Here is an 18,287-nt window from a genome sequence, read left to right on the forward strand (position 1 = left end):
AACGTGCGTCTAACTTCCATCAAATTATCCGGATTCAAGTCCTTCGTCGAGCCTACGCATTTCCAGGTTCCGGGGCAGCTGGTCGGGGTGGTCGGGCCCAATGGCTGCGGCAAATCCAACATCATCGATGCGGTGCGCTGGGTCCTGGGCGAATCCAAGGCCTCCGAGCTGCGCGGCGAGTCGATGCAGGACGTCATCTTCAACGGCTCCACCCACCGCAAACCGGCCGGGCGCGCCTCGGTCGAACTGGTGTTCGACAATTCCGCCGGCAAGGCCGCCGGACAGTGGGGCCAGTACGCCGAAATCGCCGTCAAGCGCACGCTGACCCGCGATGGCACGTCCTCCTACTACATCAACAACCAGTCGGTACGTCGTCGCGACATCCAGGACATCTTCCTGGGCACCGGCCTGGGCCCGCGCGCCTACGCCATCATCGGGCAGGGCATGATCTCGCGCATCATCGAGGCGCGTCCTGAAGAGCTGCGCATCTTCCTGGAGGAAGCGGCGGGTGTCTCGAAGTACAAGGAGCGCCGCCGCGAGACCGAGAACCGCCTGCACGACACCACCGAAAACCTGACGCGCCTGGAAGACATCCTGCGCGAACTGAACGCCAATCTGGAAAAACTGGAAGCCCAGGCCGCCGTGGCCAAGAAATTCCACGAGTTGCAGAACGACCAGGAAGAAAAGCAGAAACTGCTCTGGCTGCTGCGCAAGAATGAGGCCAAAGCCGAGCAGGAGCGCTTCTTCAAGGAAATCGAGCGCGCCCAGATCGACCTGGAAGAGCAGACCGCCAAGCTGCGCCACGTCGAAACCGAACTGGAACACATGCGCCAGGCGCACTACGCCGCCGGCGACCGCCTGCACCAGGCGCAAGGCCACCTGTACCAGACCAATTCCGAGATCGGCAGCCTGGAAGCGCAGATCAAGTTCGTCATCGAATCGCGCAATCGCCTGCAAGCGCAGCTGAACTCGCTGGGCGCGCAGCGCGACCAGTGGCAGCGCCAGGGCACGCAGCAGCAGGAAGAACTGGCTGAAGCGGAAATCCAGCTGGAAGAATTCGGCATGCGCGTGGAGCAGGCCCAGCACGCCGTGCAGGACACCAGCGACCGCCTGCCTTCGCTGGAGGCGGCCTGGCGCGAGTCGCAGCTCAAGACCACCGAATCGCGCGGCAAGATCATGCAGGTGCAGCAGCAGATCGAACTGCAATCGACGCACCAGCGCAATGCTTCCAACATCCTCTCCGGCCTGGCCGCGCGCCGCGAACGCCTGATGCAGGAGAAGAACGGTATGGCCCTGCCTGACGAGACGCACCTGTCCAACCTGCGCATGCAGCTGGAAGAAAAGCAGGCTTCGCTGGAAGAGGCCAGCATGTACCTGGAAGAGGCGCAGGAGCAGTTGCCGCGCCTGGAAGAAGAGCGCCGCACCGCTCAGGAACTGGTCAGCAAGGAAACCTCGGCCAATGCCCAGCTGGACGCCCGTCTGACGGCCCTGAAGCAATTGCAGGAAAGCGTGCAGGCCCAAGGCAAGGTGCAGCCCTGGCTGGAAAAGCACGGCCTGGCTGAACTGCCGCGCCTGTGGCAGAAGCTGCACATCGAATCCGGCTGGGAAACCGCGCTGGAAGCGGTGCTGCGCGAGCGCATGTCGGCCCTGGAAATGTCCAACCTGGACTGGGCCAAGGCTTTCTTCAGCGATGCCCCCCCGGCCAAACTGGCGCTGTACGCGCCCAACGCCGGCCTGGCCCAGCCTGAAGCCCAGCCGGTGGCGGGCCTGAAGCCCTTCGTGACGCTGCTGCAGTTGAACGATCCGGGCCTGCGCGCCCTGATGAACGACTGGCTCAACCACATCTACATCGCCGACGACACCGCCACCGCCTTTGCCGAGCGTGCCAAGCTGCCGCTGGGTGGGCTCTTCGTGACGCGCCAGGGCCATGTGGTCAGCAATTCCAGCGTGCGTTTCTATGCCTCCGACTCGGAGCAGGATGGCATGCTGGCGCGCCAGCAGGAAATCGAGAACATCACCAAGCAGCAACGCGCACAAGCGATGCTGGCCGAGGAAGCCAAGGGCCGCGCCGTGCGCGCCGAGGCAGCCTTGTCGGGCGCATCGCAGCGCCTCCAGGAACTGCGCCAGCGCGTCAATTCGCTCACGCAATCGGCCCACAGCCTGCAGATCGAGGTCATGAAGCTGGCCGAGGTGCAGGAGCGCTTCAACCAGCGCAGTACCCAGATCGCCACCGATCTGGAAGAAATCGGCATGCAGGAAGCCGAGCAGCAGCAGGTGCAGGCCGAATCCGAGGCCCGCTTTGAAGAACTGGACATCGAACTGGCCGAACTGCAGGAGCAGCACGAGAATGGCCAGACCGATTACCTCAACAAGGAACAGCAGCTCAACGACGCCCGCACCCGCCTGCGCGAGCTGGAGCGCGCCGCCCAGGAAACCGAATTCGCCGAGAAGTCGCATCGCAACAAGATCGAGGAATTGAAGCGCGGTATCGCCACTGCACTGGAACAGGCGGCGCAACTGTTTGCCAGCATGCAGCAAGGCTCGCTGGAACTGGAAAGCCTGGATGACCAGGCGGCCCAGGCCGGTCTGCAGGAACTGCTGGATCGCCGCAGCGAACAGGAACGCGCCCTGGCCGATGCCCGTCACGAGCTCGATCAACTGTCGCAGCAACTTCGTTCACATGAAGAATCGCGCATGCAGGCGGAGCGCAGCCTGCAGCCCCAGCGTGACCGCATCACCGAACTGCAACTGAAGGAACAGGCCGCGCGCCTGAACCAGGAACAGTTCTCGGAAGCCCTGGCCCAGACGCAGGCCGACGAGGCTGCCCTGTCGGAAAAACTGACCAGTGACATGCGCCCGTCCTACCTGCAAGGCGAAGTGACCCGCCTGACCAACGCCATCGCGGCGCTGGGCGCGGTCAACCTGGCTGCGCTGGACGAACTGGCGACCGCATCCGAGCGCAAGCACTTCCTCGATGCCCAGCACGCCGACCTGAACGAAGCCATTACCACGCTGCAAGATGCGATCCACAAGATCGACATGGAAACCCGCGACCTGCTGCAGGACACCTTCGACAAGGTGAATCACCACTTCTCCGAACTGTTCCCGGTGCTCTTCGGCGGTGGCCAGGCCAAGCTCATCATGACCGGTGACGAGATCCTGGACTCTGGCGTGCAGGTCATGGCGCAGCCGCCGGGCAAGAAGAACGCCACCATTCACCTGCTCTCCGGTGGCGAAAAGGCGCTCACTGCCACGGCGCTGGTGTTCTCCATGTTCCAGTTGAACCCGGCACCCTTCTGCTTGCTCGACGAAGTGGACGCGCCGCTGGATGACGCCAACACCGAGCGCTTCGCCAACATGGTCAAGCGCATGTCGGATCACACCCAGTTCCTCTTCATCTCCCACAACAAGATCGCCATGGAAATGGCGCAGCAGTTGATCGGGGTGACCATGCAGGAACAGGGCGTCTCCCGCATCGTGGCGGTGGACATGGAGTCGGCCGCCAACTTCTCCAGCGCCGAGCAGGCCGCCTGATGACTTGTGCAGCAGTGGCCCGGGGCTTTGTCGGCTTGACAAGCAGGGGGTGTGACCGTACCCTGAAAACCTTGCCGGCCAGCCCGGAGCGGGCGCAGGCCACAGCTGGAACCGTACTGATTCGGCCCCCACGGGCCATGGAAAAATAACAATATCTTGACCGCGCACTTGCCGTACCCGATCCGTTCGATTCACCTGCATGGCTCCCGTGGAGCCGGGGCCGGTGCAGGTGCCTGCCAGCGCTGCGGCAGCACCGACGGATGGCCGCCAGAGCGGCCCGCGCGGTTCAGGCTTTCTTGGATTGATAGGAATCGGATTTCTTCGATGAGCAGCTCTTCCCAGCCGACCATGCCACGCGGCGCCCATGATGGCGCCCTCCAGCCCGCCAGCCCGAAAGGTCGTGCAGCATGATGATGGATCTCCAGACCAGCCTGATCATTCTTGGCGGCGTCTTCGTCGCCGGGGTCATCACCTACAACAAGTGGCAGGAGCACAAGGCGCGCAAGACCGTGGAGCGCGCTTTTTCTTCGTCGCACGATGACGTGCTGATGTCGCCGGATGAACCCGCTACCGCTGAGCCAGTCTTCGTAGCGCCGGTGGGCGAGCGCACAGCACCTGCTGCGCGCATGGCCGAGCCAAGCCTCGAACCCGATGCCGAGCGTGCCGAACCTTCGCTGTATGAGCTGCCCGAGCGCAAACCGGTCCCCGCGCCCGTGAAGGCCTACCAGGAACAGGCCGGGTTCGAGCCGCGTGAACCCTTCCTGGGAGATCCGCCGGCGCCCACCCCGGCCGCCGCCGCCGCCGATGACGCTGTGCTCGGCGACGCCCTGGCGCAGGCACCGCAATCGACGGTGGCCCAGATCATCGCCGGGGCCGAAGAGCAGGGCGAGGCCGTTCCGGCCTTCACGCCGCCGCCCGAAATGCAGGCGCGCCTGGCGCCCAAGCGCGAGCTGCCGGTGGACGAACTGATCGACTGCAACATCCCCATCGGCCTGGACAACCCGCTGCGCGGCGAAAAGCTGCTGCCGATGCTGCAGGGCCTGCGCCATGTCGGCAACAAGCCGGTGCACTTCATCGGCCGCACCACCGAGGGGGAATGGGAAGCCATCACCCATGGCAGCATCTACAACGCCTTGCTGGCCGGTGCGCAACTGGCCAATCGCAGCAATGCCATCAACGAACTCGAATATTCGGAACTGGTCATGCGCCTGCGCGACCTGACCGATTCGCTGTCGGGCGAGCCGGAATTGCCGGACATGCCCGACGTCATCCGTACCGCCCAGGCGCTGCACCAGTTCATCATCGACCATGATGCGCAGCTGTCGGTGAACGTGCGCTCGCAAGGGGCCCCGTGGAGTCTGGCGACCCTGCTGGCGGCATTGACCCGTCAGGGCTTCGATCGCCGCACCGAAGGCTATCTGGTGATGCAGGATGGCGAAGGTGAAGTGCTCTTCGCGCTCTCCACCAATGCCACTCCGACCGACGAAACCACCGACCGCCTCACGCTGTTGCTGGACGTGCCCCGCGTGGCGCCGTCGCGCGATGGCTACGGTGCCTTGGTGGCCTGCGCCAGGTCGCTATCGGCGCGTCTGGGCGGCGTCATCGTCGATGACAGCGATCAGCCGCTGACCGATGAAGCGCTTTCCGATATCGCCGAACAGGTGGCCGCGTTCTACAGCGCCATGGAATCGGCCGAGATTCCGGCCGGCTCCACCCGCGCCTTGCGCCTGTTCAGCTAAGGCCCCGTTTTTACACTCCCTACGATGCAAGACGACTTGTTTTCCGCCGGACGGCCCCCGCAAGGGGAGCCGGACTGGCGCGCGCGCGCCCGCACGCTGCGCGACGAATTGAACCGCCACAACCACAGTTACTACGTGCTGGACCAGCCCAGCATTCCGGATGCCGAGTACGACCGCTTGTTCCAGCAATTGCAGGCGCTGGAAACCGCCCATCCCGAACTGCTCACGCCGGATTCGCCGACGCAACGCGTGGGTGCCGGCCCGCTGCCGCAATTCGAGCCGGTGCGCCATGACATCCCCATGCTCTCGTTGGGCAACGGCTTTGCCGACGAAGACATCGAAGCCTTCGACAAGCGCGTGCGCGACGGCCTGGAAACCCTGCAGGAAGTGCGCTACGCCACCGAGCTGAAATTCGACGGCCTGGCCATCAGCCTGCGCTACGAGAACGGCGTACTGGTGCAGGCCGCCACGCGCGGCGATGGCACCACGGGCGAGAACGTCACGGCCAACATCCGCACGGTGCGTGCCATTCCCTTGCGTCTGCATGGTGACAATCTGCCGCAGGTAATCGATGTGCGCGGCGAAGTGCTGATGTACAAGGAGGATTTTGCGCGCCTGAACCAGCGCCAGCGCGATGCCGGCCAGAAGGAGTTCGCCAATCCCCGCAATGCCGCCGCCGGCAGCCTGCGCCAGCTCGATTCGCGCATCACCGCGCAACGTACGCTGCGTTTCTTCGCCTATGGCATTGGTGTGCTGGAAGGGGCCGAGATGCCGCCTTCGCACTCGGCCCTGCTGGACTGGTACCAGGAACTGGGTCTGCCGGTCTGCAAGGAGCGCGCCGTGGTCAGCGGTGCGGCCGGCTTGCTGGACTTCTTCCGCAGTATCGGCGCCAAGCGAGAGAGCCTGCCCTACGAGATCGATGGCGTGGTCTACAAGGTCGACCGGCTGGACCAGCAGAAGCACCTCGGTTTCGTCTCGCGCGCCCCGCGCTTTGCGCTGGCCCACAAGTTCCCGGCCCAGGAAGCCCTGACCGTGGTGCAGGACATCGAAGTGCAGGTCGGCCGCACCGGGGCCATTACGCCGGTGGCGCGCCTCAATCCCGTCTTCGTCGGCGGCGTCACGGTGACCAATGCCACCCTGCACAACGAAGATGAAGTCCGCCGCAAGGATATCCGGATCGGCGATACCGTCATCGTCCGCCGCGCCGGTGACGTGATCCCGGAAGTGGTCGCCTTCGTCCCCGAGAAGCGCCCTGAGGATGCGCGCGCCTTCGTCATGCCGGTGGCCTGTCCGGTGTGCGGCTCGCCCATCGTGCGGGCCGAGGAGGAAGCGGTGGCGCGCTGCTCGGGTGGCTGGCTGAAATGTTCAGCGCAGCGCAAGGGGGGACTGCAGCATTTTGCTTCACGTCGCGCCATGGATATTGAAGGCCTGGGCGAACAGCTGGTAGAGCAGCTGGTGGATCGCCAGGTGGTCAACACGCCGGCTGACCTGTATCGCCTCGGTTTGTCGGCCCTGGCCGAGCTGGATCGCATGGCCGAGAAATCGGCGCAGAACGTACTGGACGCCCTGCAAAAGTCCAAGACCACCACGCTGGCGCGCTTCATCTATGCGCTGGGCATCCGCCACGTGGGCGAGGCTACGGCCAAGGAGTTGGCACGCCATTTCGGCGGTATCGACAAGCTGCTCGCCGCCAGTGAAGAACAACTGCTGGAAGTGGCCGATATCGGTCCGGTAGTCGCCTCCTCGATCCGCGCCTTCTTCAATGATCCGATCAATGTCGAGCTGGTGGAGCAATTGCGCGCGGTCGGCGTGCACTGGCCCGAGAGCGAAGGTGTCGATGCCGGTGCCAAGCACCTGGCCGGCAAGACCTTCGTGTTGACCGGCACCTTGCCCAACCTGTCCCGCGATGACGCCTCGCAAATGATCGAGGCCGCCGGTGGCAAGGTCTCCGGTTCAGTCTCAAAGAAAACCAGTTACGTGGTCGCCGGCGCCGAAGCCGGCAGCAAGCTGGCCAAGGCCGAGGAACTGGGCGTGGCCATCCTCGACGAGGACGCACTGAAGGCGCTTTGCGCGGGTCAGGATGTGTCAGGAACGTAATTGCCTTGTCTTTTTATTCATATACAATGCCGCCCGTATGCAGTCCCGCACGCGGGGACTGCGGTGCGGGTTAGTCAGCATAACAATATAACAACACAACAAGACCCATCTTTACCTCGGAGTCATGATGATCAAGAAGATCAAGAAAGCCGTTTTCCCCGTCGCCGGTCTCGGTAGCCGCTTCCTGCCTGCCACCAAGGCCCAGCCCAAGGAAATGCTGCCTATCGTCGACAAGCCGCTGATCCATTACGCAGTGGAAGAGGCGGTTGCTGCCGGCATCACCGAGATGGTCTTCATCACCGGTCGCAACAAGCGCGCCATCGAAGATCACTTCGACAAGGCCTACGAGCTGGAGTCCGAACTGGAAGCCGCGGGCAAGAAGAAGCTGTTGGAGATCGTGCAGAACGTGGTGCCCAAGAGTGTCAACTGCATCTTCATCCGCCAGTCCGAACCGCTGGGCCTGGGTCATGCCGTGCTGTGCGCCCGTCCGGTGGTGGGGGAAGAGCCCTTCGCCATCCTGCTGGCCGACGATTTCATGGATACCGATCCTGGCGTCAAGCCGGTGCTGGCGCAGATGACTGACATCTACGCCCGTGAAGGCATGAGCATGCTGGCCGTGCAGGAAGTGCCCAAGAGCGATACCCGCCAGTACGGTATCGTCAGCGCCACCCCTTACCAGCCGGACCTGGAACGCATCAATGCCATCGTCGAAAAGCCGGCGCCGGAAGAAGCCCCGTCCACGCTGGCCGTGGTGGGCCGCTATGTGCTCAACAGCCGCATCTTCCACTATCTGGAAAACATCCCGCGCGGAGCCGGTGGCGAGATCCAGCTCACCGATGGCATCGCCAAGCTGATGCAGGCCGAGTCAGTGCTGGCATACCGTTACCAGGGCCAGCGTTATGATTGCGGTTCCAAGCTGGGCTACTTGAAGGCCATGGTGGCCATGGGTCTGAAACATCATGAAACCGGCCCGGCGTTCTCGGAATATCTGCAGGAAGTGGCCAACAAGGCGCGCTGAGCAGGGATACCCGGCGCCATCAGGGCGCACTGCTGCACAATGACGCCCGGTTCCTGCCGGGCGTGTTTCATGGAGAGAGGCAATGGCCATACGCGAGATACTCAAGATGGGCGACCCGCGCCTGCTGCGCCAGGCGCAAGCGGTGACGCAGTTCGGTACGCCCGAACTGGAACAACTGGTCGAGGACATGTTCGAGACCATGCGCGCCGTCAATGGCGCCGGTCTGGCCGCACCCCAGATCGGGGTGGATCTGCAACTGGTGATCTTCGGCTTCGGCCACAACCAGCGCTATCCGGATGCGCCGGCCGTGCCGGAGACGGTGCTCATCAATCCCGTGCTGACACCCTTGTCCGAGCAGGAAGAAGACGGCTGGGAAGGCTGCCTGTCCGTGCCCGGCATGCGCGGCGTAGTGCCGCGCTGGACACGGTTGCGCTACCAGGGCGTGGACCAGTATGGCAAGGTGATTGACCGTACCGTCGATGGCTTCCATGCGCGCGTGGTGCAGCATGAGTGCGATCACCTGCAGGGCATTCTCTATCCGATGCGCATCCGGGATTTCCGTCAGTTCGGCTTTACGGAAGTGCTGTTCCCCGAGCTCGACCCCAACCAGGACGACTGAGAAAAACTCTCCAGTCCGTTGGCGAAGCCCAAAAAAAACATCCCGGCGCAAGGCCGGGATGTTCGTTTCAAGGCGCGGTGAAGCGTACACCTGAAATCAGGCGCTTTCCTTCACACGCTGGTCGATATGGGCCAGCGCCTCTTCCACCTGGTCGATCAGGATCAGGCACAGGTCGCCTGGCTGCAGGGTAGCGAGGGCCGTATCGATGGCCAGGAATTCGCCGTTGATTTCCTTCACATCGCTGGTACGCGAGGCCTTTTCCAGTCCCTGACGCAACAGAGCAATCACTTCCCCGTCTTCTCGGCCACGCTGGCACTGGTCCTGATACAGCACGACTTCATCGAAGGCATCGCCCAGCAGTTCGGTCTGGCGGGTGATGTCGACGTCGCGGCGGTCACCGGCACCGCTGATGACCACCGAGCGGCGCTTGGCGGGCAGGCTGTCGACGGCCTTGATCAGCGCCTGGATCGCATCCGGATTGTGGCCGTAGTCGGCGATCAGGGTCGCACCCTTGTAGTCGAACAGGTTGAAGCGGCCTGGTGCGGTGCCGCTGTCGCTGATGAAGCTGGCCAGGGCGCCGGTGATCTGTTCCCAGTCCAGGTTCAGCGCCCAGGCCGCACCCACGGAAGCCATCACGTTCTCGACCTGGAAGCCGATGGCGCCGCTGCGGGTCAGCGGAATGCCGGACAGCTTCAGGCGTTTTTCGAACGTGCCCTGCGCGGCCACGATGGCGTCGCCGTCTTGATAGACGATGCGGTGGCCCTGTGCGCGGTGGGTGGCCATGATGGGATGGGTCGGATCCAGCGCGAAGAAGGTCACCGAGCCGGGGCAGGAAGAAGCCATCTTCGAAACCATGGGGTCGGCCGCATTGAGCACCGCAGTGCCGGTTGGCGCCACGTTCTCGACGATGACACGCTTGACCACGGCCAGGTCTTCCACGGTGCTGATGTAGGACAGACCCAGGTGGTCGCCCATGCCGATGTTGGTGACCACCGCCACGGCGCAGCGATCAAAGCCCAGACCTTCGCGCAGCACGCCGCCACGGGCGGTTTCCAGCACGGCTGCATCCACGTCAGGATGGAACAGCACGTTGCGGGCGCTGCGCGGGCCGCTGCAGTCGCCCGTATCGGTGCGCTGGCCGTCGATGTAGACGCCATCGGTATTGGTCATGCCCACGCGCAGGCCGGTCTTGGCCAGCAGATGGGTGATCAGGCGCACGGTAGTGGTCTTGCCGTTGGTGCCGGCCACGGCCACCACGGGGATACGGCCATCGTCGCCATCCTCGTACATGGTCGAGATGATGGCTTCGCCGACGTCACGCGCCTTGCCGTAAGAGGGCGAGAGGTGCATGCGCAGGCCGGGCGCAGCGTTGACTTCGACGATGCCGCCGCCTTGTTCTTCCAGCGACATGTGGACCGAATTGCAGACCACGTCCACGCCGCAGATGTCCAGCCCGACCATTTGTGCGGCTGCGATGGCGCGCGCGGCCACGTCCGGATGCACGTCATCGGTGACATCGGTGGCGGTGCCGCCGGTGGAAAGGTTGGCATTGTTGCGCAGGACCACGCGTACGCCCTGGGCGGGGATGGATTCCGGGTCCAGGTTCTGGCCGGACAGCACCGACAGGGCGATGTCGTCCAGGCGTACCTTGGTCAGCGAGGTGGCGTGACCGTCACCGCGCAGCGGGTCGGCGTTGACCTGGTCGATCAGCTGACGGATGGTGTGCACGCCATCGCCGATGACTTGCGGCGGATCGCGGCGGGCGGCAGCCACCAGGGTCTTGCCGATCACCAGCAGGCGGAAGTCGTGGCCGGGCAGGTAGCGCTCGACAATGACTTCGTCGCTGATCAGGGCCGCATTGTTGAAGGCGCGGGTGATCTGTTCAGGGGTGCTGATGTTGACGGCCACCCCCTTGCCCTGGTTGCCGTCCAGCGGCTTGATGACCACGGCCGAGCCGATTTCCTCGGCGGCCTTGAGGGCGTCTTCCACGGTCTCGACCACGCGACCGTTGGGCACCGGCACACCGGCGGCGTGCAGCAGCATCTTGGTCAGGTCCTTGTCCTGGGCGATGGATTCGGCAATGGCGCTGGTGTTGCTGGTCTCGGCGGCCTGGATGCGCTTCTGGCGGCTGCCCCAGCCGAATTGCACCATGCTGCCCTGGGTCAGGCGGCGATAGGGGATGCCGCGCTTGATGGCGGCATTGACGATGGAGCCGGTCGAGGGGCCCAGGCGCACGTCCTCATCCAGTTCGCGGATGCGGGCCAGCGCGCCGGTCAGGTCGAAGGGCGCATCGGCCTGGGCGGCGCGCACCAGTTCCAGCGCCAGATCGAAGGCCAGGCGGCCGACTTCTTCTTCGCTGTATTCCACCACCACTTGATAGATGCCGGTCTCGACGGTGGAGACGGTGCGGCTGAAGGTCACCGGGCAGCCGGCCTGGCTTTGCAGCGCCAGGGCCGCGGCGGCCAGGGCATGGGCCATGGAGACGACCTGCTTGCCGCCATCGGGCTCGAGGAAGCCGATCTGCGGGAAGCGGGCGCGCAGGCGCAGTTCGAAGCCGGGCATGTCATCGATGACGCGCTCGTTTTCCGGGCAGGAAACGATGGCTTCGACGGCAGTGTGTCTGCTCCAGAGATTGGGGCCGCGCAGGGCGCGAATGCGGGATACGTCCATGGACAATTTTTCCTAGGTGTCTCTTGATCTTGAATCGGTCGGTCTTGCCGGGCTCAGGCGGCCTGGCTCTTGAACTTCAGCCCTTGTTCCTCGGCGCGTTCGGTGCCGAAGAGCTCGATGCCGGCACGGATCACCTCGGGGCCGATGCCCAGCGCCCAGGCGGCACCGACGGCGGCCAGGACGTTCTCGACCTGGTAGGCGACGGCACCGTTTTCGGTCAGCGGGATGGCATCGACCGAGCTGACCTTGCACTGGCGCTCGCCGTCGGCCTGGATCAGGTCGCCATCGCGCAGGAACACGGCGCGGCCGCCTTCCTTGAGATGGCTGGCCAGCAGTTCGGACGCGGGATCGGTGCTGAAGAAGATCACTTCACCATCGCACAGCTGGGCCATGTCGGCCACCAGCGGGTCGTCGGCATTGAGCACGGCGGCGCCATCCGGCAGTACCAGGTCGACCTGGGTACGTTTGACCTTGGTGGCGATCTGCTCGGCGTTTTCGATGTAGAACTCGGGCAGGCTGTCGGTGGGGTCGATGTTGGCGACCACGCCGACCAGGCAGCGGTCATAGGCCAGACCTTCAGCGAGGATGGCGGCGCTGCCGTTCTCGAAGACGGCGGCTTCGACCGCGCGGTTCAACAGCACGCGATGGGCGGCATCCCAGGTGGCGCGGTTGCCGCGCTCGATCTGGCGTTCGCCGAAGTAGAGGCCCTCGCCGCAGGCCAGGCCCACATGCTTGCCCGACAGATGCACGATGCGCGCGATCAGGCGCGAAATGGTGGTCTTGCCGTGGGTGCCGGTGACGCCGACGATGGGGATGCGGCCGTTTTCTTCCGGGCCGAACAGGTTGTCGACGATGGCTTCGCCAACCGGACGCGGCTTGCCATCCGACGGCTTCAGGTGCATCAGCAGGCCGGGGCCGGCGTTGACCTCGACGATGGCACCGCCCTGGTCTTGCAGCGGACGCGAGATGTCTTCGGCCACGATGTCCACGCCGGCGATATCGAGGCCGACGATGCGCGCGGCCAGCGAGGCAGCGGCGGCGACGCTGGGATGGACCAGGTCGGTGATGTCGGAGGAGACGTTGCCATTGCGCAGCAGCAGGATGCGGCGGCCGGCGGCGGGGACCGATTCGGTGGTCAGATTCTGGCGCTGCAGTTCCAGCACGGCGGCCGGTTCGCGGTCCAGCAGCACCGGGTCCAGCAGGTGTTCTTCCAGCAGGCCGCGGCGCGGATCGCGGTTCAGTTCGTCCAGCAGCTCCTGCACGGTGGACTTGCCATCGCCGACGATGAAGATGGGTTCGCCGCGGGCGGCGGCAGCCAGCTTGCCGCCGACGATCAGCAGGCGGTGTTCCAGGCCCGGCACGAAGCGTTCGACCAGCACGCCGCTACCTTCTTCCAGCGCGACCTTGTAGGCGGTCTCGATTTCTTCCCGGGTATTCAGGTCGATGAAGACGCCACGACCGTGGTTGGCGTCGCAAGGCTTGACCACCACCGGCAGGCCGATGTCCTGGGCGGCATCCCAGGCGTCTTCGGGACTATCCACCAGGCGGCCTTCGGGGACCGGTACGCCGCAGGTTTGCAGCAGCGACTTGGTGAGATCCTTGTCGCGGGAGATGCCTTCGGCAATCGCGCCGGTCTGGTCGGATTCGGCGGTCCAGATGCGGCGCGACTTGCAGCCGTGGCCCAACTGCACCAGGTTGCCTTCGGAGAGACGGATGGTCGGGATACGGCGCTCGTCGGCGGCATCGACGATACAGGCGGTGCTGGGGCCCAGGCACAGGCGGTCGACCATGCGGCGCAGCTTGCGCAGGGTGGTATCGAGGTCGAACGGACGGTCTTCGATGGCGGCCATCACCAGGTCGCGGGCGGCAAAGAGCGCGGCACGGGTGACCGTTTCATGGCGGGCGCGCACCACCACCTTGTAGACGCCGCGCACATTGGTCTCGCGCGCCTTGCCGAAGCCGCCGGGCAGGCCGGCCAGGTTCTGCAGTTCCAGGGTCACGTGTTCGAGGATGTGGCCGGGCCAGGTGCCTTCGTGCAGGCGGCGCACGAAGCCGCCGCGCTCTTCATAGCTGCAGCGGTGTTCGATCAGGGTCGGCAGCCAGGTGGTCAGGCGCTCGGGAAAGCCGGGGATGGTATTGGAGGGAAAATCTTCCAGTTCGCCGATATCGATCCACACTTCGAGGGCAGAGCGGTAGGTCCAGATGTTGGGGCCCTTGAGATTCAGGAAACGGAGGAATTCGATGTTTTTCATGTGTGGTGGATGGTCCGCGGTAGTTGCCCAAGCCAAGTTCGCCCAAGTTGCCCGACAGGGCTGCCCGATGTTGGCCGCATCGGACATGCTGCAGCGCCACCCGGCAGGCCGGTCAGCGCTCTGTCAGAATAACGCATGGTTCACTAACGCGCAGGGCGGCTTTTGGTTTACTGCATTTGCCAGAGGGAATAACTGAATGAAAACGAAAGTTGCCTTGATGGTATCAAGGTCGGCCCCTGCGTGGGGACATGCGGGCAGGGCAAACCAGGCGAGCTGCGACGTTCATGCGGGAAGGCTGGAGGTGGATGTGAACGATATTGTCGCAGACTGTCCCGCTGCCGTGGCAACACGGGCGGAAAAAACAGGCGATGCCTGTGCTGACTGAAGGCTTGTGTCGATCAGCCGTTCGCATCTTGCGAGAAAGATCATCCCGGCGTCTCTTCCAGTGAACATGCCGGTGCACCGTTTGACGGCTTCTCGCGTTATCGAAGGGCTGCTGCGGAATGGACGGGCAGCGGGTGCAGATTGCGCATGGGCAGTCGGGGCCGCTGCGCTATAATCCCGCGCTGCCCGCTGGCACATCACTGCAGGCATCAAGACAACAGGTCCGGCGAGACCTGCACCTCCTAAAACAATAGCCACACTGCTCACTTCGGGCCTCAACGCTGCCGTTACATGACTACTGACTCAATTCCTTCCGCGACCGCCAGCCTGCCCGAGCGCTGGCAGACGGAGACCGCTGCCCGCCTGGCCCCGGGTGAATCCGTACTGGCCTGGCTGGAACTGGACCTGGACGCCCAACTGCACTTCAAGTCGTCGCTGGTGCTGGCGACCGACCGTCGCCTGCTGGCCGTGGCACCGGACGGCCAGCCGTGGCAGGACTGGGCCTATCGCGCCGATCTGCAACTCAAGCATGTCGACCACGCCGGCGTGGGGACGCTGGAGCTGTGCGACGACGCCGGTCGCCAGGGAGCCTGGCGCTATACGCTGGCCCAGAACCCGCAGGCACTGCGCCTGATCAAGCTGTTCGAGCAACAACGCGATCTGCTGGCCTCGGGCGTACAGGTCGAGGAAGAGGGCGACGTCTGCCCGACCTGCAAGGCCGTGCTGCCGGAAGGCCAGGAAACCTGTGCCATCTGTCCCGAGACCAAGGAAGCGCCGCCTTCCACCTGGGCGCTGTTCCGCCTGTCGCGCTTTGCCAAGCCCTACAAGGGCTCGCTGCTGCTGGGCTTTCTGCTGACGCTGGCCTCCACCGCTGCCACGCTGGTGCCGCCCTACATGACCATGCCGCTGATGGACAATGTGCTGATCCCGTTCCAGAACGGCACCCCCATCAACACCCACCTGGCCACGCTCTACCTGTCGGGCCTCCTGGGTGCGGCATTGCTGGCCTGGGGCCTGGGCTGGGCGCGCACTTACATCCTGGCGCTGGTGTCCGAGCGCATCGGCGCGGACCTGCGCACCACCACCTATGCGCACCTGCTGCGACTGTCGCAGGAGTATTTTGGCGGCAAGCGCACCGGTGACCTGATGGCGCGCATCGGCTCGGAAACTGACCGCATCTGCGTGTTCCTGTCGCTGCACCTGCTGGATTTCGCCATCGATGTGCTGATGATCATCATGACGGCGGCCATCCTGATCTCCATCAACCCCTGGCTGGCGCTGGTGACGCTGCTGCCGCTGCCGTTCATCGCCTGGATGATCCACGTGGTGCGCGACCGCCTGCGACACGGCTTCGAAAAGATCGACCGCATCTGGTCGGAAGTGACCAACGTGCTGGCCGATACGATTCCCGGCATCCGCGTGGTGAAGGCTTTTGCGCAGGAAAAGCGTGAGGTGGCGCGTTTCCGCGAGGCCAACCGGCACAACCTGATGGTTAATGACCGCGTCAACAAGATCTGGTCACTCTTTACGCCCACGGTCACTTTCCTGACCGAAGTGGGCTTGCTGGTGGTGTGGGTGTTCGGGATCTGGCAGGTCTCCAGCAACCAGATCACGGTCGGTGTGCTGACCGCCTTCCTGGCCTACATCAGCCGTTTTTATACGCGCCTGGATTCGATGAGCCGCATCGTTTCGGTCACGCAGAAGGCCGCGGCCGGCGCCAAGCGCATCTTCGACATCCTGGACCACGTCTCCAGCGTGCCGGAGCCGGCCAATCCGGTGCATCTGGAAAAGGTGCAGGGCGCCATCGAAGTGCGCAACATTGGCTTCCGCTACGGCAACCGCGCGGTGATCCGCAACATGAGCCTGTCCATTGCGCCGGGCGAGATGATCGGCCTGGTCGGCCACAGCGGTTCCGGCAAGTCCACCATGGTGAACCTGATCTGCCGCTTCTACGATGTCTCCGAAGGCGCGATTCGCATCGACGGCGTGGACATTCGTTCGCTGCCGATTTCCGAATATCGCCGCAACATCGGTCTGGTGCTGCAGGAACCCTTCCTGTTCTTTGGCACGATTGCCGAGAACATCGCCTACGGCAAGCCGGAAGCCACGCGTGAAGAAATCATCGCCGCCGCCCGTGCCGCCCATGCGCATGAATTCATCCTGCGTTTGCCGCAGGGGTATGACTCGCTGGTGGGCGAGCGCGGCCAGGCGCTGTCGGGCGGGGAACGCCAGCGCATCTCGATTGCGCGTGCGCTGCTGATTGATCCGCGCATCCTGATCCTGGACGAAGCCACTTCCTCGGTCGATACCACCACCGAAAAGGAAATCCAGAAGGCGCTGGACAACCTGGTGCAAGGCCGTACCACGATTGCCATCGCGCACCGCCTGTCGACGCTGCGCAAGGCTGATCGCCTGGTCGTGCTGGATCGCGGCCAGGTGGTCGAGGTCGGCAACCACGAAGAACTGATGGCCCGTGAAGGGCATTACTACAAGCTCTACCAGGCCCAGGCGCGCAATCCTGATGGCGAGGCCGAGGTCTCGGTGAGCGAAGAAGAGAAGGGCGAATAAGGCCATGAGCACCACGATGAATTTTGCCCAAACCTTCACATTGGCACGCAATCCTTTCGGGCGCCTGGTGCTCACCGACGCCCAGGGCGGCGTGCACGAGCACGTGATTCCGGTGCGTGCATTTCCGATCACATCGCCTGAAAGCGGGCTATCTCTGGTCAGCAGCGATGGTCATGAGCTGGCCTGGATCGACACGCTGGATCAAGTGGATGCCGCGACGCGCCGCCTGATCGAGGAAGAACTCGCCAGCCGCGAATTCATGCCGGAGATCCAGCGCATCGTCAGTGTCTCCACCTTCGCCACGCCCAGCGACTGGACCGTGCAGACCACGCGTGGCACCACCACCTTCACGCTCAAGGGCGAGGAAGACATCCGTCGCCTGGCGGCGCCGGCACTGCTGATTGCGGACAGTCACGGCATCCAGTTCCTGATCCGCGACCAGAAGGCGCTGGACAAGCACAGCCGCAAGATTCTGGATCGCTTCCTCTGATCCCTTTTGCCTGCTGCAAAAGAGAACGGCCCTGATGGTGAGTCAGGGCCGTTTTTTCATCCAGGGGATCGCGTTCAGAACTTCTCGTCCGGTCGCAGATAGCGCCACTGGCCGGTCGGCAGTTCACCCAGCTTCACCCCGCCGATACGCACGCGCTTCAAGCCGATCACCTTCAGCCCCACCATGTCGCACATGCGGCGGATCTGGCGCTTCTTGCCTTCGCGCAGGATGAAGCGCAGCTGATCTTCGTTCTGCCACATCACCTTGGCCGGACGCAGCGGCTTGCCGTCCATGATGAGGCCGTGGTTCAGGCGCTTGAGATCGGATTCGGGCAGCTTGCCGGGGCGGGTGTATTGCACGCGCACCAGGTATTCCTTGTCGACCGCCGAATCCTCGCCGATCAACTGCTTGGCGATGCGGCCATCCTGGGTCAGTACCAGGAGGCCCACCGAATCGATGTCCAGCCGTCCAGCCGGCACCAGGCTCTTCAACTGGCGCGGGTGGAAGCGCATCTCGGTCTGGTCTTCGGCCCAGCGCGACTGTTCATTGACCAGCACCACGGCCGGCTTGTAGCCATCCTCGGCCTGGCCGCTGACGTAGCCCATGGGCTTGTTGATGAGGATGGTCACGCGCTGGGCCTGTTCGGCGCTGGCCTGACGTTCCACGGTGACCTTCTGGTGCGGCAGCACCTTGCTGCCCAGCACCGACACCACCTGGCCATCCACGCGCACCCAGCCTTTCTCGATCCACTCGTCGGCTTCGCGGCGCGAGCACAGGCCGAGTTCGGACATGCGTTTGGAAAGTCGTACAGGTTCAGTCATGGGGATTGCCTTGCGAAAAACGGAGGGCCGGCCAGCGGCGAGGGTGAGATTGTACGGCCAGCCGCGCCGCCGCGCCAGACCGGGCGGCAGCGCGG

10 protein-coding genes are annotated in these 18,287 nt (G+C 64.2%); 7 read left to right on the plus strand and 3 right to left on the minus strand.

Annotated elements, in window-relative coordinates; translation table 11 throughout:
- Positions 1-3 precede the first annotated feature (3 nt).
- The 5 genes from smc to def all read left to right on the plus strand — a co-directional run bounded on the left by smc (position 4) and on the right by def (position 9,007).
- Positions 4-3,534 carry a chromosome segregation protein SMC gene (gene smc, locus HNO82_RS01470; protein WP_175342501.1) on the plus strand — a complete coding sequence of 1,177 codons (3,531 nt, stop codon included), beginning with the start codon at positions 4-6 and terminating at the stop codon, positions 3,532-3,534.
- Between the two features lie 407 nt (positions 3,535-3,941).
- Positions 3,942-5,273, plus strand: coding sequence for a cell division protein ZipA C-terminal FtsZ-binding domain-containing protein (locus HNO82_RS01475; RefSeq protein ID WP_175342502.1), 1,332 nt, complete (start codon positions 3,942-3,944; stop codon positions 5,271-5,273).
- 24 nt (positions 5,274-5,297) lie between these two features.
- Positions 5,298-7,370, plus strand: coding sequence for an NAD-dependent DNA ligase LigA (gene ligA / locus HNO82_RS01480; protein ID WP_175342503.1), 2,073 nt, complete (start codon positions 5,298-5,300; stop codon positions 7,368-7,370).
- Positions 7,371-7,497: 127 nt separating this feature from the next.
- Complete coding sequence (galU, locus tag HNO82_RS01485; RefSeq protein WP_008328393.1) at positions 7,498-8,388, plus strand: UTP--glucose-1-phosphate uridylyltransferase GalU; 891 nt, start codon at positions 7,498-7,500, stop codon at positions 8,386-8,388.
- 82 nt (positions 8,389-8,470) lie between these two features.
- Complete coding sequence (gene def / locus HNO82_RS01490) at positions 8,471-9,007, plus strand: peptide deformylase (RefSeq protein ID WP_008328395.1); 537 nt, start codon at positions 8,471-8,473, stop codon at positions 9,005-9,007.
- A 96-nt stretch (positions 9,008-9,103) separates the two neighbouring features.
- Here def and cphA read toward each other — a convergent pair whose 3' ends face one another.
- A complete protein-coding gene (gene cphA, locus HNO82_RS01495) occupies positions 9,104-11,677 on the minus strand; it encodes a cyanophycin synthetase (RefSeq protein WP_175342504.1) in 2,574 nt (857 codons plus the stop codon).
- Positions 11,678-11,730: 53 nt separating this feature from the next.
- A complete protein-coding gene (locus HNO82_RS01500; RefSeq protein ID WP_175342505.1) occupies positions 11,731-13,929 on the minus strand; it encodes a cyanophycin synthetase in 2,199 nt (732 codons plus the stop codon).
- A gap of 675 nt (positions 13,930-14,604) precedes the next feature.
- Here HNO82_RS01500 and HNO82_RS01505 point away from each other — a divergent pair.
- A complete protein-coding gene (locus HNO82_RS01505; RefSeq protein WP_175342506.1) occupies positions 14,605-16,881 on the plus strand; it encodes a cyanophycin metabolism-associated ABC transporter in 2,277 nt (758 codons plus the stop codon).
- A 4-nt stretch (positions 16,882-16,885) separates the two neighbouring features.
- The gene (locus HNO82_RS01510; protein ID WP_175342507.1) at positions 16,886-17,371 is read left to right on the plus strand and encodes a cyanophycin metabolism-associated DUF1854 family protein; all 486 of its coding nucleotides are present in this window, start codon (positions 16,886-16,888) and stop codon (positions 17,369-17,371) included.
- Positions 17,372-17,445: 74 nt separating this feature from the next.
- Here the strand turns inward: HNO82_RS01510 and HNO82_RS01515 are convergent, their stop codons facing one another.
- The gene (locus tag HNO82_RS01515) at positions 17,446-18,192 is read right to left on the minus strand and encodes a pseudouridine synthase (protein WP_175342508.1); all 747 of its coding nucleotides are present in this window, start codon (positions 18,190-18,192) and stop codon (positions 17,446-17,448) included.
- Positions 18,193-18,287: the final 95 nt, after the last annotated feature.

Source organism: Herbaspirillum sp. C9C3 (genome assembly GCF_013359625.1).
In the GTDB taxonomy this organism is placed as follows: domain Bacteria; phylum Pseudomonadota; class Gammaproteobacteria; order Burkholderiales; family Burkholderiaceae_D; genus Herbaspirillum.